Raw genomic sequence first — 19502 nt, forward strand, 5'->3', positions numbered from 1 at the left:
TTTCGCCGCGCTGAGGTGGATTCCGGGGGGTCGCGTCCCGGTCGCTTCCGATAGCGCCGCCGAATCCGGTCGCGGCACGACCTGAAATCCGCGGGTCCGCGGCGCCTACTTTGGGCTACGGTCACAATCACCGGTGATACCGCCAGTGAAGGAGTAGCCCGTGAGCAAGACCGCCCGGCGGCTGGGTCCGCAAGACATGCTGTTCCTCTACGGCGAGACTTCCAGCACGATGATGCACGTCGGTGGGCTCATGCCGTTCACCCCGCCGCCCGATGCACCCCGCGACTTCCTGCGCCAGCTCGTTGACGAGAGCAAGGCCAACGACGTCGTCGAGCCGTGGAACCTGAAGCTCAGCCATCCGGACCTGCTGCTGAGTCCGATCCAGTCCTGGGTGTACGACGACAAGTTCGACCTGGACTACCACGTCCGGCGATCGGCGCTGGCCAGTCCTGGCGACGAGCGTGAACTCGGAATCCTGGTGTCGCGCTTGCACAGTAATGCGCTGGACCTGCGCCGTCCGCCGTGGGAAATGCATTTCATCGAGGGCCTCGAGGGCGGACGGTTCGCGATCTACGTCAAGATGCACCACGCGCTGATCGACGGCTATACCGGGCAGAAGATGCTGGCCCGCAGCCTGTCGACCGACCCGCATGACACCACGCACCCACTGTTCTTCAACATCCCGACGCCCGGCCGGGTCTCGGCGGTGAAGGAAGAGTCCGGCGGCGGTATCGCGGGCGGTCTGCTCAACAGTCTCGGTGGTGTGGTCAGCAACCTCGGCGGGATGGTGAGCGGAGTGGGCAGCGCGCTCGGATCGGTGGCGGGCGCGGGACGGTCCACTTTCGATCTCACCAAGGCGCTGATCAACACGCAGCTACGCAGCGACAACGAGTACCGCAACCTGATCGGCTCGGTGCAGGCGCCGCACAGCATCCTCAACACCCGGATCAGCCGCAACCGCCGCTTCGCCACTCAGCAGTACGAGCTCGATCGTCTGAAAAAGATTGGTACTGCCAATGATTCGACGGTCAACGATGTCGCGCTGGCGATCTGTGGTGGCAGTCTGCGGCGCTTCCTCGACGAGCTGGGCGAGTTGCCCGAGAAGTCGCTGATCGCGATGTTGCCGGTGAACGTGCGCCCGAAAGACGACGAGGGCGGCGGCAACGCCGTCGCCGCCATCCTGGGTTCGCTGGGCACCGACATCGCCGACCCGCTGGAGCGGCTGGCGGTGGTCACCGCGACGACGCGGATGGCCAAGGCCGAGTTGGCGAAGATGAACCGGGACGCGATCCTGGCCTACACCGCGGCGTTGATGGCGCCGTTCACCATGCAGCTGGCCAGCGCGCTCAGCGGGGTGAAAACGCCCCTGCCGCATGCCTTCAACCTCTGCGTGAGCAATGTGCCCGGCCCGCAGGACGTGCTCTACCTCCGGGGCAGCCGCATGGAGGCGTCCTACCCGGTCTCGCTCGTCGCGCACAGCCAGGCGCTCAACATCACCCTGCAGAGCTATGCGAGCACGCTGAACTTCGGTTTCATCGGCTGCCGCGACACGCTGCCTCACCTGCAGCGACTGGCCGTCTATACCGGCGAGGCGCTCGACGAATTGGAGGACGCCAGTTCCGGCGCGTGACCATGACGGAAACCAGCTACGTCCGGCTCAGTCACGACGGCGGCGTGTCCACCATCGAGCTGATCAACTCGAGAACGCTGAATATCATTGGCAGCCCGGCGATTTCGGAACTCACCGAAGTGCTGCAAACGGTCGGGCAGGACAGTGACGTGCGCGTGGTGGTGCTGCGCGGGGAGGGGGACAAGGCGTTCATCGGCGGCGCCGACATCAACGAGATGGTCAACCTCGACCAGGACAGCGGCAAGGTGTTCATCCGCCGGCTCGCCGGTCTGTGCGAGGCGATTCGCGAATGCCCCGTTCCGGTGATCGCCCGGCTCGCGGGCTGGTGTCTCGGTGGCGGTTTGGAAGTCGCGATGTCCTGCGACCTGCGGATCGCCGAATCCGGCGCCAGGTTCGGCATGCCCGAGGTTGCAGTCGGAATCCCGTCGGTGATCCATGCGGCACTGATGCCGGCACTGATCGGAGCCGGGCACTCAGCGTGGATGCTGCTCACCGGCGAGACGATCGACGCCGCCACGGCGCTGGCCTGGGGTCTGGTTCACGAGGCCGTTGCGCCCGATGCGCTCGATTCCCGTATCGCCCAGCTCACAACAAGACTGAGCGGATTCGGCCCGGCCGCGGTCCGGCAGCAGAAGCGTCTGCTGAACAAGTGGTTCGACATGTCGGTGCACGCAGCGGTCGAAGACAGCGTTGAAGAGTTCGGGACGGCGTTCCTCACCGGCGAACCGCAGCGGCACATGCAGGCGTTTCTTGACCGGAAAAGCCAAAAACCGTAATCGCAACCGCGTGCTCACGGATTGTTCACCCAATTCTCGGATATGCGCTCATTTCGCGGCGCGGGGCGCGATGATGACCGAAAGCGCGATACCAACGAGGGTGGGCGATGTCATATGTGACCACGGCGCCGGGCTTGTTGACGACGGCGGCGACGGATTTGGCACAGATCGGTGAGGCACTGCGGGCCGGGAATTTTGGGGCGATGTTGCCGACGACCGAGCTGGCGGCGGCCGCCGCTGACGAGGTATCGGCGGCCATCGCGGCGTTGTTCGGCACGCACGGCCTGAAGTACCAGACGGCGGCGGTTCAGGCGGCGTCGTACTACGAGCAGTTCCTGCAGAACCTGGGCGTCGCCGCGACGTCGTACACGGGTGCGGAGGCCGCGGCCGCCGACGCACTGGGTGCCCTGGATTCGGTTGTCGCGAACGGGTTTCAAACCCTCTACGGTCCGATCCACACCGCCGGCGACCTGTGGATAGCCAGCCCGCTGGGGCAGACGCTGGACCCGGTCATCAACGCGCCCACCACCTTGCTGTTCGGCCGCGGGTTGATCGGCCACGGCGCCCCGGGCACCGCGGCCCATCCCACCGGCGGGAACGGCGGAATCCTGTTCGGTGACGGCGGCACAGGTTATTCCCCGACAGCGGGCAATGTGGCAGGCGGCAATGGCGGCAATGCCGGCTTCATCGGCAACGGCGGTGCCGGCGGTGTCGGGTTCGGCACCGGGGCGGGCGGTACGGGCGGTGTCGGCGGCTGGCTGATGGGCAACGGCGGTCTCGGTGGCGCAGGTGCGACCGGAGGCAGTGGCGGGCAGGCGTTGTTCTTCGGCAATGGCGGCGCCGCCGCACCCGGCGGGTTTGCCGGCCGTGGCGGGTTGTTCGTCGGCGTGTCGGGCACCGGTGCGCTGCCGACCGCCGGGCCGGGCACGCTCATCCAGATTGACTTCGTGCGCCATGCTCAGTCGATCGCCAACGCGCAGGGCTGGATCGACACCGCGGTCCCGGGCGTGTCTCTCACCGCCCTGGGTCAGCAGCAGGCTCAGGCGATCGCGAATGTCCTTCAACCGCAAGCAAATTACGCCGGGATCTTCTCCTCCGAGTTGCTGCGCACACAGCAGACGGCGAGTTATCTGACCGCGAACCCGCAGATACTTGCCGGCCTGAACGAGATCAACGCCGGCATTTACGAGGGCCTCCCGCAGATCAGCCCCGCGGGCATCCTCTACCTGATGGGCCCCATCGCCTGGACGCTCGGCTTCCCCTTGATGCCGATGCTGGCGCCGGGTTCCACCGACATCAACGGCATCGTGTTCAACAATGCCTTCAATCAATCGATGCAGACGATGTACAACACCGCGATGGCCAACCCGATCGTCTCCCCGGTGACAGGTCACATCACTGACGTGGCCTACTCGAGCGCCTTCACGATCGAGGTCGGCACACTGATGAACGTCAACAACCCGAACCCTTTACTGCTGCTCACCCATCAGCTCAACAACACCAGTGTCGTTGTCGTGCAGGGTGATCCGCAGGGCGGTTGGAACCTGGTCAGCTGGGACGGTGTGCCCGTGGGGCCGGCGAACCTGCCGACCAAGCTGTTCGTCGACGTCCGCAACCTGATCGTGCCCCCGCAGGTCGCGGTGTGGAATGCGGTGGGGGGCCTGCTCTCCGGCGACCCGACCACGTTCGCTATCGCGCTGCGTGACGGTATCGAAAGCGTCGGGACCGCAACGGCGAACTTCCCGCTGGCGGTGGCCGAGGACTTCATCGACTCGTTGACCCACCCCAGCATCAGCGGCCTGACCGGGCTACCGGTCCCGGTGTGAAATGTGTTGGGGCTCGGTCTCTTGGGGCTCAGTTCGTTGGGGCTCGGTCCGTTGGGGCTCAGTCCCTGATCCGGGTGAACACCTGATCGTAGGGGCCGCCCTTGCATGCGCTGCCCGTGACGTCCTCCATGCCGTGGCCGGACAGCGACGTGATCGGGTCCTGGGCCGGCTTGGGCAGCGGGAACACGCCGGTCATCCGGACGCGACTCGTTCCGCCGACCGGACAGGGGGCGTCCTCCTCAGAGTTCTCCGTCCACGCGTTGTTGGCAAAGATGAACAGTTGATGGTCGGTGAAGTCGGTCAGCACGAAGCGGCTCAGGCAGCGGTCCCCGGCGCGCAGGCAGAACGTGTCCACGCTGAAGTCCTGGTCACCCAGCTTGGGTTGGCCGTTTGCCGTCGTCACTCGCGAGCGGTAGAAGCCGCGCAATCCCAATGCCGGTGATGCCACCCGCGCCGGCAGCCCCGCCGGGTCGGGCAGGCTGGCGATGTCGGCGTCACCCGTCCGGCTGAACGTCACACTGCGTTTGCTATAGCACTTGACGGAGTCGTCGATCCATTCACCGGCCAGGCTGCCGTCCGGGCGCGGCAGCAGATAGATCCAGTGCCACTCTTCGATGTCCTCGTTGCCGCATCGTTCGGTATCCAGCGCGACCGCGATCCAGCGTCCGTTGATGTCGTCGAAGACCAGATTGGTTGGGTGCTTGAAGGATCCCGAACTCCTCGCCGCGGTTGCCACGCATCCCTTAGGGCCGCATTCTGACCGCAGTTTCCACGTTTCCTGGCCGGCCGGCTCCATGCCGGGTTCCGGCTTACCGTTCAGACCGATGCTGGGCCCGAAACTCAGGGTGTAGGTGCCGGTGATGGGTCCCGAATTTGCCTGCGGAGTACTGGAGGTACCGGACTTCTTGTCCGGGATCAACGCGAGGCCGGCGACGAGGGCGATCACCGCGATGACCGCCGCGATACCGCTTGCCAGCAGGATCCGTCGACGCTTGGGGTTCGAGGACCTATTAGCGGGTGCGCTTGCGCTGCCGAGCGGGCGGGCAGGGGCGGCCGGAGGCGGGACCTGGCCGGGTGGTGGGCCGGCGGGAACGTCCGGACCCCGCGGGGGCACGTACTGCCGGTACTGGGTCGCGTCGGTGTTGGACACCGGCGCGGCGGGATAGTAGTTCCGCGGCACGCTCGCCTGACCCGACACCACCTGGGTGTTGTGCTGAATCGGCTCAGCGCCCGGGGGATAGCCGGGCACCTTGGCCGGTTGAGTGACCGCCGCCCGGGCCGCGGTCGCCATCTCGACGGGAGTGGCATAGCGCTGCTCGGGATTCTTGGCCATCCCGATCGCGATCACGCCATCGAGTTGTATCGGCAGGCCTTTGCGCAACGCCGTGGGTCGCGGCGTCGGCAAGCCGAGGTGGCCGCCGATCTGCTGTTCGATACTCGTCCCGGGGTACGGCTGGCTGCCCGTCAGACACTCGTGCAGCACACACGTGAGGGCGTACGTGTCGCTGCGCGGGTCCGCCTGGCCCTGGCTCAGCCGTTCCGGGGCCATATAGGCCCAGGTGCCGATCACGCTGCCGGTGTTGGTCATCCGCGATTCACCCGCCGCGCTGGCGATACCGAAATCGATCAGGTACGCGAAGTCATTGGGCGTCACCAGGATGTTCGACGGCTTGACGTCGCGGTGCACAAGTCCGATCTGGTGCGCGGCGTGCAGCGCCGAGGCGATCTGATCGATGATCATCACTGCCCGTGCCGGATCCATGACTCCGTCGGCAATGATGCTCTGCAGGTCGCGTCCGTTGATCAGGCGCATGTCGACGTAGAGGCGGCCGTCGATTTCCCCGAAATGGTGAATCGGGATGACGTGCGGGTCGTTCAGCCCGGCCGCGGCCAGCGCCTCCCGGCGAAACCGCTGTACGAAACTCGGGTCGCTGGCCAGATTCGCCGCCAGCACCTTGACTGCGACTACGCGCTGAGTCTCGGTGTCGAAGGCTCGCCAAACTTCGCCCATGCCACCGCGGCCAATCAGCTCGATCAACCGGTATCGGCCGAATGGCGTGCCCTCGTCGTCCACAACTCTCCCTGCACCAAACGTCACGATCCTGCGAACAGATTGAAGCCGCAAAGTGAACCGGCCGAGCCATGGCCGAGGGAACTCAGAGAATAGTCATATATTTCACACACGTGTCGTATCAGCCGCAGAGCGACTGGTCCGATGCCGGCACCACCTGCAGGTGGCGCCTCGAGTGGCGGCGGCTGATCCGCTCACCAGCCGCTCCGGACCGAACCCCGGGACGCTGCGACGCTGACCAGTCCGCCAAAGAGACGGCCACCTCGGTCGCGTGCTCCTCGTCGGAGCCGATGAAGTCGTCGATAAGGCGAGTCACCGTCTCGCTGCACTCGGTGTGGGGATGGTGCGCAACGCCGGGGATGATGTGCAGCCGGCTGTGCGGCATCGCCTCGTGGGCGGCGTACGCGTGGGCGACCGGGATGACGGGGTCCGCGTCGCCGGTGATGATGAGCACCGGGCGGTCGGCGTTGAATTGCAGGCGGTTGAGTGCGCAGACCGCCTGTCCGCGGCCGTCGACGACGGCGCGCAGGGTGCGCAGGAACGCCTGCCGGTTCTCCCGGTTGGACAGTGCGGCATGCGCCTCCCAGTGGTGGCTGAGGTCCGAGTGGTTGCCGAGCGCCGCGAGCGCCATGCGCGCCTTGATCACCGGCTTCGAGGACGCCAGTTGCAGCAGCATTCCCGAGCCGGGCAGCGACGCCAGCCGCAACGCCGGGTTGACCTCGTTGCCCAGGCCGCCGCTGCTGATCAGGATCAGCCGTTCGCAGTAGTCCCGGTGCTGGTGCGCGAACTGCATCGCGATACCGCCCCCCAGCGAGTGGCCGACGATCGTCACCCGCGGCACACCGAGTGCGTCGAGAAGATCCCGCAGCCACACCGCGAAGGCGCCCAGTGAGTAGTCGCCGCGCGGCTTGGCGGTCTGGCCGTGGCCCAACAGGTCCGGGGCGATGACCCGATACTTCTTGGCCAGGGCCGGGATCATCTCGCGCCAATTGTTCGAGTTGCCGCCCATTCCGTGGATCAGCAGCAGTACCTCGCCGGCACCTTCGTCGCGGTATGCGACCCGGTCGCCGTGCAGTTCGATGGTTCGGAGAGTGGTCATGTTGGCCTGCTTGGTCACTTCGGTGTGGACGGATATTTCCTGGTGAAGTGAGTCTGTGGGGCAGGCCTTGTGCCTTTCTTGCGTCCTTCTAAAAGCTTTCTAGCCGATCCGGTCGAGGTAGCCGCGGCGCTGCTGGGCGTCGAAGTGGCCGGGCGGCTCATTACGGGTCGCAATCCGTTTCAGGCGTTGCATCAGAGGCTCGGGAGTCACTTCTTCGATGGCCCCGAACGGCGCCAGCCACCATGGCACGGTGATTTCCCGCCCCGGCCGCCGGGCGCTGTCCGCAATCGCCGTGGCGATCTCTTCGGGTTGCCGGGTGGGCAGCAGATCGAGCGACACGCCTGAGGTCAGGTCGGTGTGCACGGCCGTCGGCATCAGCGTGGTGATGGTCACGCGGGTTCCGGCGATCTCGGCGCGCACCGCGCGCGAAAGTGCCGCGACCGCATACTTGGTCGCGCAGTAGACCGACATTCCCGGTGTGGTCACCTTGGCCGCCATCGATGCCACGTTGACGATGTGGCCGCGATCGTGGGCAAGCATCGCGGGCAGGAATTCGTGCATTCCGTTGATGACGCCCACCAGGTTCACCGCCACTTCGCGGTGGTATGCCGACAGCTTCTGCTCGGCGAAGCGGCCCATGTGCTGGATCCCGGCATTGTTGACCAGCATCGAAACCGGACCGTTCGCGGACGCGGCGCGGTGGAACGCGGCCACGCTGGACTCGTCGGTCACGTCGAGATGTACCGCGGTGGCGCCGATTTGGTGTGCGGTGCGGTGGCACTCGTCCACATCGAGATCACCGATCCACACGGTGGCTCCACGCGCTGCGAGTTCTCGTCGGCGAATTCCCGCAGCGCGAAGTAGGCGATGAGCCGGACTTCGCCGTTAGGCATCGTCAACAGTGCCCGTCCCAGGTAGAGGCCGGGCAGCAGTTCCACTATCTCGTCACGGGTCCGCTTGATCGGGAATGTCCGCACGCTGGGATTGCGGTATTCGTCGGGGCTGTAGTCGAGTGCGCGCACCGTGTTGTACGGCGATATGGCGGCGGTCTCGATGCGGTGAGTGAAGCCGAAGCCCACCATTTCGGGACCGACCCGGCGCAACCCCCGGTACAGCGGGGCGATCACGGGCATCGCGTACCTCGCCAGCGGGGCCAGCCGGTTGAATCCGGTGTCCCCCTCGAATGTCTTGCCGCGCCAGGTCGGGTCGATCTTGAGCAGCGGGTTGGCCAGGTACGCCTCGGGAATGCCGAACAGATTGCCCACGATCAGGCCTTCCAGCGCGCCGTGCGGCCCGTCGGGGGCATCGCCGCGGGCGAACAGAGCAGCCAGCTGATCCCGCCGGCCGGCGTTGCCCAGCTCCCGCAGGTAGTCCCAACCCTGACGGCGCGCCAGCGCGGGTGCGGTCCGTGCCAGCTGCCGAAGGTCGCCAAGTACCGAAGTCTTGAGTTCAGTGGTTGTGCCGGGTCTCGCCATGTGTCCCTCCGGTCTGCCGAATTCTGGTACGAATCAGTGCCAAATATCTGGTACGAAAACGTGCCAGACTTAGCCGGTGTTGTCAACGCCTGCGAAGATCTGACGGTGTCCGAGTCACCTCAGCGGGCCTACGGTGGGCAGTCCGCGGCAGAGCGCCGCCGGCAGCGACGGCGACGGCTGCTGGACGCGGCGCTCGACGCGATGGCGCGCACCGAGTGGCGCACAGCAACGGTCGACAAGCTCTGTGCCGCAGCCGGTTTGAACAAGCGATACTTCTACGAGAGCTTCGATGACGTCGACTCGCTGGCCGCTGCGGTGGTCGATGACATCGCCGACGAAGTACGAACGGCCACCCTGGAGGCCGTGGGGGCGGTCATCGAGCAGCCGCTGGAGGTTCAGGCGCTGGCGGGAGTGGCCGCCGCCGTCCGTGCGCTGGTCGATGATCCCCGGCGGGCGCGCATCCTGCTCGGCGGCGTCGCTGCCTCACCCGCACTTCAGGCTCATCGCACCACGGTGATGCACCGGCTGACCGACGTGCTGATCGGCCACGGTCGCGCGGTCCACGGTGTCGAGCTGGAAGCGGATCCGCTGGCCAAGGTGGCGCCGTCATTCATCGTCGGTGGGACGGCCGAAGCGATCCTGGCCTTCGTCAACGGTGACGTGGATCTGCCGGTGGACGAGTTGATCGGTCAGCTCGCCACGCTCTGGCTGATTACCGGCAACGGTGCCGCGCAGGTGGCTCGGGCGCGGATGACGTAGCTGCGGTGACCAATCCGGCTGTCTAGCTTGGCTATTGACGCAATCGTTTGCTGCCGTAGCTGTCGGCAGCCAGAAGTTGTCAGACCCCGTTGGGAGGATGGGGTTATGTCGGTGACGGCCTTGGCGGGCTCTTTTCAGAGGCCTGCGGTGAAGCGTGTGGATGTGTTGTTTGAGGAGTTGGCGGAGTTGGCGGGGCAGCGCAACGCGATTGATGGGCGGATTGTGGAGATCGTCGCGGAGTTGGATCGTGACGGGTTGTGTGGGATGACGGGGGCGCGGTCGGTGGCGGCGGTGGTGGCGTGGAAGCTGGGGTGCTCGCCGGCGAACGCGCAGACGGTGACGGCGGTGGCGCATCGGGTGGCGGAGTTTCCGCGGTGTGTGGCGGGTTTGCGGGAGGGGCGGTTGTCGCTGGATCAGGTGGGGGTGATCGCCGCGCGGGCCGGGGACGGCTCGGATGCCCATTATGAGCAGTTGGCTAGGCATGCCTCGGTCAATCAGCTGCGGACCGCGATCAAGTGTGAGCCGCGGCCTAAGCCTGATCCGCGCCGGCAGCCGGCGATCGTCAAGACCGCCACCGAGGAGTCCACGTGCTGGCGGATCACGTTGCCGCACACCGAGGCGGCGACGTTTGAGGCGGCGCTGGGCGCGCATCGGGAGGCCCTGGTCGCCGAATGGAAGAGTGATCGCGCCGCACGCGGTGAGTCGGAGTCCGCACCGCCGATGCCGGACACGCTGGATGCGTTCTTGCGGCTGGTGGAGGCGGGTTGGGATGCCGAGGCTGCCGCGCGTCCGCACGCCGCGCACACCACGGTGGTGGTGCACGTCGATGTCGACAAGCCCGCGGGCGCGCTGCACCTGGGCCCGTTGTTGAGTGAGGGCCAGCGCCAGTACCTGAGTTGTGATGCCACCTGTGAGGTGTGGTTCGAGCGCGAGGGCCGGCCGATCGGGGCCGGGCGCAGCACCCGCACGGTCAACCGGCGGTTGCGCCGCGCGTTGGAGCACCGCGACCGCTGTTGCGCGGTGCCCGGTTGCGGGGCGACCCGCGGCCTGCACGCTCATCACATCCGGCACTGGGAGAACGGCGGCCCCACCGAGCTGATCAACCTGATCCTGGTCTGCCCGTATCACCACCGGTTGCATCACCGCGGGGAGATCACCCTCTCCGGTGACGCCGAGCATCTGACCGTGACCGACCGCGACGGCGACATCCTGCGCCCCGGGTCCCTGGCCCGCCCACCCACCACCACCCCACCCGATGTCCCGCCCTACCGCGGGCCCAGCGGCGAACGCGCCCAATGGAAGTGGTACACCCCCTTCCAACCCCAACCACCACCCACCGAGAACTAAAGCCGATCTGTCCGCCACGGGTCGAGGCTGAAACATGTTGCGGCGCGGACATCCTCGTCTAAGGTGCCTGCTGCCGACCCACGGTGTCTGCCGTCAGCGCAATCCGGATCATCAACGTCGGCAAGCCAGGTCCGATGTTTGCCGAACTGGGGCAGTGCGGAATCCGCCAAAGCCCGCTTGAGTATCGCGCGCCCGAAATCGGATCAAATCCCAGTAGTGCAGTACCGAGGTTGCCGCCCCGTTGCCGAGCGACGATTCGTTCGTAGGGCGTGAGCAGGGTGCTCGAGCAGAGGGATACGCATGATCGATCCGACGGCGGCCACCGCGTGCGAAACACTGAGACCGAGGGGCCCGAACCCGCCGCATTCACACTCGCCCAAACTCCTGCAAGGCATCGAATTCGCGTTCTTTCGCCGACGAGCGATGAAAAATTGGATCGGACGGTACGGCAACGTCTTCGGAATCAACGTTCCGTTCTTCGGCCATACCGTTATCGTTTCGGACCCGGCCCTGGCGCGGTCGGTGTGCACAGCCGGCACCGAGCAGTTGGTCAACGTCCAGCCGAACCTGAGCAATCTCTTCGGCCCCGGATCGATATTCGCCCTCGACGGTCACCGACATCACGATCGACGGCGGCTGCTCGCGCCGGCATTTCACGGCACGAAGCTCAAGCACTACGAGCGCCTGATCGAGGACGAGACGCTGCGGGAAAGCGCGAACTGGCCGGAGAACAAGGAATTCCGGATTCTCGAGCCGATGAACAGGATCACTCTGAACGTCATCCTGCGAATCGCCTTCGGCACTCACGGCACTGACGGCCCTGACGGCACTGACGGCCCTGACGGCCCTGACGGCACTGACGGCACTGACCGCCCTGAGATGGCGGAACTTCGGCGGATCATTCCGCGCTACATGAGACTCGGCCAACTCATCGCGTTCGTGCCACCCCCGCGCTTCTGGCCCGGACGCCAAAGCCCTTGGAGCAGAATGCACCGCAGGACATTCGACCGGATCGTGTTCACGATGATCGACCGGGCCCAGGCGGACCCATGCCTGGACGATCGGACGGACATCCTGGCCCTATTACTGCGTGCCAGCCGTGACGGCGGCACCGCGATGTCGCGGCGTGACATCTGCGACGAACTGCTGACGTTCATCAGTGCGGGTCACGAGACAACGGCGTCAGCGCTGGGCTGGATGTTCGAGCGATTGCGCCGGCACCCTGACGTGCTGGCGGATCTGGTCGCGGAGGTCGACGAGGGCGGCAGCGACCTTCGGCGGGCCGCCATTCTGGAGTTGCTGCGGGTACGCACGGTCCTCGATGTGGCCGGTCGCCGGGTACGCGCGCCGTACTTCGAGCTTGGCGGGTGGCGGATTCCGCAACACCGCACGGTATTGGTGCGAATTGCCGATCTGCATCAGGACCACGAAATATATTCGTGCCCTGATCAATTCGATCCTTATCGCTTCTATGGAAGCAAACCGCCGCCATCAGCCTGGCTGGCGTTCGGCGGTGGAGCGCGGCGGTGCCTTGGCGCTGACTTCGCGCTCACCGAGATGGACGTCGTGCTGCGGACAGTCCTGCGGCATTTCCGGATCCAGACCGACGCCGCCCCCGACGAGAAGTCCCACTTCCGCGGGATCGCCCACACTCCGAAATCGGGCGCCCGCATTGTCGTGAATCGCAGAAAGTAGCCTCTGATGTCAACTCAAGTGATCCGTCCAATTCAGGCGCAACGGTTCGATGTTCGCTGCAATGTCGGTGACGCCATCGTGGCGAACCTCGCGGCCCACATGATCTTCTTCTTCGAACGGCGTCTGGACACGCGCGCGCTCGCCGACGCGTTCGCGGAAGCGCTCACGAAACTGCCGGTCTTCGCCGGACGAATGACCATCGTCCGCGGCAGGATGCACATCCGGTGCAACAGCCAAGGTGTGCCCTTCACCTCTGTGTCGTCGGACCGCACGCTTGCTGAGGCGGTCCGTTCGGTGACCCAGGACAGCGGGGGATGGCTCATCGACTCCGTAAACGGCGTCACGGCCCGGTGGGGTCTGGGCCCGGTATGCAAGGTACGTGTCACGCACTTCGCCGACGAGGCGACCGCGATCGGTTTCTCATGGCACCACGTAGTAGGTGACATGCAGACGTTCATGCACTTCATGAACGCGTGGAGTGCCGCCGCAGCGGACAAGCCACTGAGTCGACCGTTGATCGTCGAAGACCGCGCCGCCTACCTGGACGAGCATCTGCCCGCCGACGGTGCCCGGGAGCCCGGGGTGCGTTGTCTCGGATTGGCGGAACTCGCGCGTAGTGCGGTCTACCTGGCCAAGGATGCGCACAAACAGCGCACCCTCACGCTCTACTTTGGAGAAGACGAAATCGCCCGCATGCGCGACGTCTTCGCTGAAGAGCTGCGATTGTCTGCCAATGACGTTGTCTGCGCGCAGATTTGCGAAGCGCTGATGATGGCGGAGCCCGCGATGGATCGTCGCACTCTGGCGATTGTGGTAAACGCGCGGAATCGTTGTGGCCTCGATCCGATGCTGGTCGGCAACATCGTCACGACGCTGAACCTGGACCTGCGCAGTGGCGAGCCTGCCGGTTCTCTGGCAAGACGCATTCGCCACAACGTGAACCGGTTCGCCGATGAACACTGCGACATGCGGATCAACCAGCAATTCCTGGACGATGCCGGCCCATGGCGGGCCGCTCGCTGTGTAACCGCCAACTTCAATCCGGCGCAATGGAATCCGCTTATCTCGAACGTGAGTGGCTTCGGTGTTTATCGCATTCGGTTCGAGGACACCTTCCCGTCCTACTGCACGACGGTGATGCAGTTACCGGTAGCGGGCGGCGGTATCTTGATGGACGGGGCGGGCGGCCGCGGACTGGTCTTCCAGATGGCATTGCCGCCGAACGAGTTTCAGGCCCTGTCGAGTCCGGCGATTCAGGAACACCTGCACCGGTTCCGGATCGTCGGCGACGACATCCCGCCCGTGCACCGTGCGATTCACGCCTGAGGCGGCGGCCCGCATCAACTGCTGCGCAACACCTCGACAGTCTCGAGTCGGCGCGAATAGATCACGGGGTACGCCGCGGCGGACAGCATCAGCACCGCAACCGCAGCCACCCCCGTCCGTAGCGGCGTCTGCAGCACACCCCACTCGATTCTGATGCCGTAGTACACCGGTGAACCCAGCGACCACAGGTAGGTGAGACCCACACCGCCGAGCACAGCGACGACAGCGACCAGCAAGCCGAGCAGGCCGGCGTTGGCGAGGATGACGGCCTGCTCCTGCCCGGTGGTCACCCCGATCGCCCGCAGCGCGGCTCGTTCACGTTTGCGTTGCACCAGTCCCAACACGAACACATTCAGTACGCTCAGGCCGGCGGCGGCCATCACCACGTACCCCCCGATCGTGAACGGCTCCAGGAAGCGGGTGATTCCGTTGGTGGCCACCGCACGCCAGCGCTCGTTGTCGTACACCCACAGGCCGGCGCCGAGGCTGACGAAGTCGCCGCGGTGAGAAGTGGCCTCGGCCGCCGAGGAATATGCCACCGCGATCTGATCGCGCACGGCGGCCCAATCGGCACGCGCCAGGTTTTCGGACACCAGCGCGATGTCACCCAAGGCCGCGTCATTGACCATCCGTGGCCGGAATGTTCCGGCGACCAGGTAGTGCTTCGGGCCTTTCACGGTAGGCAACTCGACGATGTCGCCCGCGGCAACGCCGAGCCGGCTGGCAGCGATCTCGCTCAGCCCGACCTCCCCTGCCCGCAGCCCCTCCCAGAATGCGTCGCGGTCATCGGTCGGCTCGTACTGTGCCTGGCTGTACCAATCGCCCGGCGTGACCCCGACGACCAAGCGCGACAACGTTCCCGACGCGATCGTTGATCGCCAGCGCGTCGAGACGCTCCGACCGTCGGCGGCGCCGGTCACCAGCTCGAATGTGTCGTCCGAGAGCTGCCCATCCCGCTGATCCAGCACAGATTGGGCAGAAATCAACAGAGCCGAAGGCAGTCGGTCGGCCTTCTCCGCGGCGATCTGGTCGGTGCCGAGCAATTGCATGGCGTGTGACCCGATTGCCAAGCTGGTGCCCTCCGCCAGTAGTGCCGCGGAGCAGGCGAAAAGCAGCGTATAGCGACGAAAGTCCGCGCCCAGCAGGCGGCCGATCGCAGGACGCGCGACTGTGAGTGCATGGATCAAGAGTCCGGCGGCCCGCGGGGCAACCCACACCGTCACCAACACCAGTCCGCACAGCCCTACGGTCATCCCGTTGATGCCGACGTTCAGTGGCAGCGAGCCGCGTTCGAAAACTTTCAGCACAACGACGGCACTGGTCATCAGAAGCGCCCCGACAACCAGCGGCCAGAGCGGGATGGTCCGGGCCCGCTGTATGCCGCCGACGGTCGTCATCGATGCCAGTGGTCCTTCGCGAAGCAGCTTGGTCGCGGGCCCGGCCATCGCGAGCATTCCGCAGACGACCCCCGCCGCCGCGCCGATCACGATCAAGTTCGGCGTGAAGTGCGCCGTGATGGTGCCACCGGAGCCCGCCAGCATCGATCGTCCGAAAGTTTCCACCAGGTACGTTCCGAGCAGGAAACCGCTTGGCACGCCACATAATCCGCCCAGCAGTCCCACCACGGCGCCTTCACAGAGCATGCCGCCGAACAAGCCGGCCGGTTTCGCGCCGATAGCGCCGATGGTGCCCATCACCGCGCGCCGGTCCTCCACCGCCAGCAGGATGGTGTTCACGGCGATCAGGACCCCGATGATGATGCCGGCCAGCACGGTGAGGTTGAAGCTCTGTTTGCCGTTCTCGAACACCGCCGGTAGCTGCGGTCGCGGCGGCCCGGCCGTCGCGACGCCGGCTATGGCGCGGTCCACGTCGGCGGTGACCTCGCTGCCGTGTCTGGGTACGACGAACGCGGCTGTGACGTACCCGGGTGCTCCGACCAGACGCGCCGCTAGGTCCGTGGAAGGAGCCAACAGCACGTAGCCGTCGTTGATGTCCTTGACGCGGTCGAACTCCGGAAACGTCCAACCCAGGTGGGCGGCACCGGGGGGCAGCCCGGGGATGTGCAGCTCGTCACCCGGTTTCAGGCCGTGACGCTGCGCGATCACCGCCGGAACCTGCAGCGGCACACCAGGTCCCGCGGCAGGTTCGGCATCGTGGGCGCGTCGCTCACAATCGAACGAGCCGACCAGCAGCTCGATCTGGCACGAGCCGCCGAGCACGAAGAAGCCGTGGGCACCGCCGGCTACATCCACGGGGGTCAGACCGGCGACGACCGGGATCACCGCGGCCGCTCCTGGCACGTCGGCGCGCAACCGGTTGACCGTCTCGACCGGCAGCTGGCCACTTACCTTCGGCGCAACCTCGATCACCCCGTTGTCCGCTGCGTGGGCGAGCGACGGGCCGAACGAGTCGAACGGGCGGACGAGTTCGGCTTTGAGTACCAGAACTCCGAGCACCACTGTCACGCCGAGCGCGACGCCGATCACGCTGAGCAGGGTGCGGCGCCAGTCGGCGATCAGGGCTGCGAGGTGGATACGCCGGAAGGACACCCATCCGGCACGCAGCCCTCGCATCATCGCTCCCCGGCGGGCGCGCCGGCTGCACGGGAACGCCCGTCGACGAGGTGCAGTTGCCGCGAGCCGTAGCTCGCGGCCGCCTGGTCATGCGTGACCATCACGACCGCCGCGCCGTCTTCGTCAGCCAGCGAGCGCAGCAGATCCAGCACCTCATTGGAGGACTGGCTGTCCAGATTGCCGGTCGGTTCGTCGGCAAGAACGATGGCGGGCCGGGCCGCCAGTGCGCGGGCCACGGCCACCCTCTGCATCTGACCGCCGGACAACTCGCCCGGCCGGTGCCGCGCGCGGTCGCCGAGGCCGACCCGCGCCAGCAGCTGCTGTGCGCGTGCGTCGGCCGATCGGGCCGGTACACCGTCCAGAACCAGTGGCAACGAGACATTCTCGGTTGCGGTCAACATCGGCACCAGGTTGAAGAACTGGAACACGAAACCGAGGTTGCGCCGCCGGAACGCGGCGCGCGCGCCGGCACTCATTGACCAGACGTCTCGGCCGGCCACCGCGACCGTCCCGCCGTCTGGTGCGTCCAACCCGCCGGCGATGTGCAGCAGGGTCGATTTGCCTGCCCCCGACGGCCCGGTCACCACCACGAATTCGCTCCCGCGCAGCGTGAAGTCGAAGTCGACGAGCACCTGCACCTGCTCATCGCCCCGCGAGTAGGTCTTGTGGACGCTTGTGAGCTGCAGTACCGGCTCCGTGGCGGCACCGCTGTGATCACTGCGCTGGTCGCGGATCGCATCAGAGATCATCTGAATCAGGCCTTCCCGTTCGGGATGTGACCGCCTGATCGTCGTCCCGGTCAGTTACGACCGTCTGAGTAGTGCACTACTGCAATCGCGCCGGTTTCTTCGGCTGCTCTACCCGCCAAGGAAGGGGTTGAGCACCGGCGGAATGATCTGGTTCCCGGTCACTCCGGTGAACCGGCACCAGATCTGCGTGGGAATGTTCAGCGCCTGATAGACGCCCGCACCGATCCAGGAGACGGGGACCTTCAACAGTTCGGGCACCGCGTCGACGATGTTCTGGATGGGCCCGTAGACCAGATAGGGGATCGTGGCCGCAACCGTGCGCGAGTCCAATACGTAGTTCGTCACGGGGTCGGGGTAACCCTGCGCGGCGAATGTGGCATTGAGGACGCTGAAGAGGTTGTTGCCGGGATCGACGTAGGTGTTGTCGAAGACCCCCGACGTCAGCGGTGCCCCCTGCATGTACGACGGCGGCGCCATATTGAACTGCTGCAGGATCGTCGGCGTCGTGCTGACGGTCTGCCAGGAATTGTTGATCCACCCGTCGCGCAGATCGTTGCCGGCCTGGTCGAAGATCAGGAATGTCGCTGTCTCACGCGGGGATTGGAAGCCGTGACCGCGGCCGAACTGGTCCGGTCCTATCTCGCCGTGATCGGTGACCACCAGCGTGGACCATTGCTCGCCGTAGTCCTGCTCCCATTGCGCGACCGCACCCAACAGGCCACCGCCGCCGATGGACTGCTTACCCAGGTTGTAGTCCAGGTTCCGGAGGGCCGCCGCGTACTGCGGTGAGTCGCCGCCGTACTGATGCGCGTTGTTGTCTACACCGGCGAAGGACGCGAAGATCAGATTGCCCTTGCTCGGGTCGGCGGCCAGGATCGCGGCCTGGGCCTTCTGGCCGACCAGGTTCTGCGTCGCTATCCAGTCCGTGTCGCCGGGGATCTGCGGGACGAACTCGATGTGGTCGGCGGGGAACGCACCGGCACCGGCGATTCGGGTGTTGATGCCGCTTGTGGTGCCCTCGCCGTTGGCGATCACCGTGGTGTTGACCAGGTCGCCCCAGGTGGCCTCGAGTTGGTTGTACACGGTCGGCCAGGTGTCGTACGTCCACGGGGTGAAGACGTTGTTGCTCACGCCGGCTGTCTCCATCCAGACGCCGGTCTGGATGGTCGTCCACGACGGGTTGGAGATGGTGGTGTGCCCGACGATCGTGGACGCGGAGGTGACGCTCTGTTGCATCAACGCGTGGAAGTTCGGGGTGCCGGCCGGGTCGGCCAGGATGGCGGCCAGATTCGTGCCGTCGGTGCCGATCAGCAGGAAATTCATGTCGGGCGCCGTCGTGAGCAGAGCGAGCGCTTGTTGCTGCGACACCTGCAGAACAGCCGGATGATCTCCGCCGCTGCCGGCGGCCCCGGGCGCGCCGAAGAAGGACAGCGCCCGCCCACCCAGCCCACCGCTTCCGGCGGTGATGGGCCCCAGGCCAATTCCTCCGACACCGCCGGCGCCGCCGTTGCCCAGCAACCAACCGCCGGTACCGCCGGTGCCGCCGGCGCCCCCGCCGATACCGCCCTCGCCGCCCACCCCCCCGTTGCCGATCAACCCGGCACTGCCGCCGCTACCGCCCCGCTGGCCCACCGCACCCGATCCACCCGCGCCGCCGTTGCCCCACAGAATCCCGCCGGGCGCACCGGCTTGCCCGGTGCCCGGCAAGCCGTCAGCTCCGTCCCCGATCAACGGGCGGCCCAACAGGAAGTTCGTCGGCGCGTTGACCGCAGCCAGGATGTCGTCGATCACCGCCGGACCGGCCGCCTCCGCGGTCGCGACGCGCAATGACGCCGTGATCGCAGCCTCGGTGGTGGCGTAGGAGGTCTGGGCGGCGCTCAGCAACTGCGCGAACCGGGTCTGTGCCTGTGCCACCTGGCCGCTGACCGACAGATATGCCGACCCGTAGTCGGCGAACCATTTTGCGATGGCCGCCGATACCTCGTCCTCGGCGGCGGCCAACAACTCCGTGGTCGGCACCGCCGCAGCGGAGTTGGCCCGGGTGACGGCAGCTTCGATGCCCGACACGTCGGCGACCGCCGTCGCGATCTCCTCAACCCCTGCGATGACAAAAGACATGCGACTTCTCTCCGCTCGGTGAGTGATCAGAGTCGGTGGCGACACGAGCATCTTGCCA

The 19502-nt window shown here is 66.2% G+C and carries 14 protein-coding genes; 7 read left to right on the forward strand and 7 right to left on the reverse strand.

Annotated features, from left to right (window positions below):
• The first annotated feature begins 160 nt into the window (after positions 1–160).
• The 3 genes from QXK92_RS28795 (at position 161) to QXK92_RS28805 (ending at position 4232) form a co-directional block, all read left to right on the forward strand.
• Positions 161–1630 (forward strand): wax ester/triacylglycerol synthase family O-acyltransferase, encoded by a 1470-nt coding sequence (locus tag QXK92_RS28795; protein ID WP_306247518.1) that lies wholly within the window; start codon positions 161–163, stop codon positions 1628–1630.
• Between the two features lie 2 nt (positions 1631–1632).
• The gene (locus QXK92_RS28800) at positions 1633–2406 is read left to right on the forward strand and encodes an enoyl-CoA hydratase (protein ID WP_306248001.1); all 774 of its coding nucleotides are present in this window, start codon (positions 1633–1635) and stop codon (positions 2404–2406) included.
• Positions 2407–2513: 107 nt separating this feature from the next.
• The gene (locus tag QXK92_RS28805; RefSeq protein ID WP_306247520.1) at positions 2514–4232 is read left to right on the forward strand and encodes a PE domain-containing protein; all 1719 of its coding nucleotides are present in this window, start codon (positions 2514–2516) and stop codon (positions 4230–4232) included.
• Positions 4233–4290: 58 nt separating this feature from the next.
• On the opposite strand, the gene QXK92_RS28810 is transcribed toward QXK92_RS28805, so the two are convergent.
• From QXK92_RS28810 to QXK92_RS28825, 4 genes are all read right to left on the reverse strand, one after another.
• Complete coding sequence (locus QXK92_RS28810; RefSeq protein WP_306247522.1) at positions 4291–6306, reverse strand: serine/threonine-protein kinase; 2016 nt, start codon at positions 6304–6306, stop codon at positions 4291–4293.
• 118 nt (positions 6307–6424) lie between these two features.
• A complete protein-coding gene (locus QXK92_RS28815; RefSeq protein WP_306247524.1) occupies positions 6425–7402 on the reverse strand; it encodes an alpha/beta fold hydrolase in 978 nt (325 codons plus the stop codon).
• Positions 7403–7501: 99 nt separating this feature from the next.
• Entirely contained in the window at positions 7502–8248 is a 747-nt protein-coding gene (locus QXK92_RS28820; protein ID WP_306248003.1) for an SDR family NAD(P)-dependent oxidoreductase, read from the reverse strand.
• Positions 8131–8877, reverse strand: a complete 747-nt coding sequence (locus tag QXK92_RS28825; RefSeq protein WP_306247526.1) for a hypothetical protein — start codon at positions 8875–8877, stop codon at positions 8131–8133. Before QXK92_RS28825 ends, QXK92_RS28820 begins: the two co-directional genes overlap by 118 nt.
• Positions 8878–8982: 105 nt before the next feature.
• Here QXK92_RS28825 and QXK92_RS28830 point away from each other — a divergent pair, with 105 nt between their 5' ends.
• The 4 genes from QXK92_RS28830 (at position 8983) to QXK92_RS28845 (ending at position 14004) form a co-directional block, all read left to right on the forward strand.
• The gene (locus tag QXK92_RS28830) at positions 8983–9636 is read left to right on the forward strand and encodes a TetR/AcrR family transcriptional regulator (RefSeq protein ID WP_306247528.1); all 654 of its coding nucleotides are present in this window, start codon (positions 8983–8985) and stop codon (positions 9634–9636) included.
• Positions 9637–9741: 105 nt separating this feature from the next.
• On the forward strand, positions 9742–10983 hold the full coding sequence (locus tag QXK92_RS28835; protein WP_306247530.1) for an HNH endonuclease signature motif containing protein: 1242 nt from the start codon (positions 9742–9744) through the stop codon (positions 10981–10983).
• Positions 10984–11283: 300 nt separating this feature from the next.
• Positions 11284–12678, forward strand: coding sequence for a cytochrome P450 (locus tag QXK92_RS28840; RefSeq protein WP_371934609.1), 1395 nt, complete (start codon positions 11284–11286; stop codon positions 12676–12678).
• Between the two features lie 99 nt (positions 12679–12777).
• Positions 12778–14004, forward strand: a complete 1227-nt coding sequence (locus QXK92_RS28845) for an acyltransferase (RefSeq protein WP_306248006.1) — start codon at positions 12778–12780, stop codon at positions 14002–14004.
• Positions 14005–14018: 14 nt separating this feature from the next.
• On the opposite strand, the gene QXK92_RS28850 is transcribed toward QXK92_RS28845, so the two are convergent.
• From QXK92_RS28850 to QXK92_RS28860, 3 genes are all read right to left on the reverse strand, one after another.
• Complete coding sequence (locus QXK92_RS28850) at positions 14019–16577, reverse strand: ABC transporter permease (RefSeq protein WP_306247534.1); 2559 nt, start codon at positions 16575–16577, stop codon at positions 14019–14021.
• On the reverse strand, positions 16577–17326 hold the full coding sequence (locus QXK92_RS28855; protein ID WP_306247537.1) for an ABC transporter ATP-binding protein: 750 nt from the start codon (positions 17324–17326) through the stop codon (positions 16577–16579). Before QXK92_RS28855 ends, QXK92_RS28850 begins: the two co-directional genes overlap by 1 nt.
• Positions 17327–17434: 108 nt before the next feature.
• The gene (locus QXK92_RS28860) at positions 17435–19444 is read right to left on the reverse strand and encodes a PE domain-containing protein (RefSeq protein WP_306247539.1); all 2010 of its coding nucleotides are present in this window, start codon (positions 19442–19444) and stop codon (positions 17435–17437) included.
• Positions 19445–19502: the final 58 nt, after the last annotated feature.

It is taken from the genome of Mycobacterium sp. TY815, from assembly GCF_030755135.1.
GTDB lineage: Bacteria > Actinomycetota > Actinomycetes > Mycobacteriales > Mycobacteriaceae > Mycobacterium.

What these genes read in the sequence shown, in the direction of transcription:
- QXK92_RS28825 (WP_306247526.1), bottom strand. Translation starts at nt 8,877, where the DNA reads ATGGCGAGACCCGGCACAACCACTGAACTCAAGACTTCGGTACTTGGC.
- QXK92_RS28800 (WP_306248001.1), top strand. Translation starts at nt 1,633, where the DNA reads ATGACGGAAACCAGCTACGTCCGGCTCAGTCACGACGGCGGCGTGTCC.
- QXK92_RS28845 (WP_306248006.1), top strand. Translation starts at nt 12,778, where the DNA reads ATGATCTTCTTCTTCGAACGGCGTCTGGACACGCGCGCGCTCGCCGAC.
- QXK92_RS28860 (WP_306247539.1), bottom strand. Translation starts at nt 19,444, where the DNA reads ATGTCTTTTGTCATCGCAGGGGTTGAGGAGATCGCGACGGCGGTCGCC.
- QXK92_RS28850 (WP_306247534.1), bottom strand. Translation starts at nt 16,577, where the DNA reads ATGCGAGGGCTGCGTGCCGGATGGGTGTCCTTCCGGCGTATCCACCTC.
- QXK92_RS28835 (WP_306247530.1), top strand. Translation starts at nt 9,742, where the DNA reads ATGTCGGTGACGGCCTTGGCGGGCTCTTTTCAGAGGCCTGCGGTGAAG.
- QXK92_RS28805 (WP_306247520.1), top strand. Translation starts at nt 2,514, where the DNA reads ATGTCATATGTGACCACGGCGCCGGGCTTGTTGACGACGGCGGCGACG.
- QXK92_RS28815 (WP_306247524.1), bottom strand. Translation starts at nt 7,402, where the DNA reads ATGACCACTCTCCGAACCATCGAACTGCACGGCGACCGGGTCGCATAC.
- QXK92_RS28840 (WP_371934609.1), top strand. Translation starts at nt 11,284, where the DNA reads ATGATCGATCCGACGGCGGCCACCGCGTGCGAAACACTGAGACCGAGG.
- QXK92_RS28855 (WP_306247537.1), bottom strand. Translation starts at nt 17,326, where the DNA reads ATGATCTCTGATGCGATCCGCGACCAGCGCAGTGATCACAGCGGTGCC.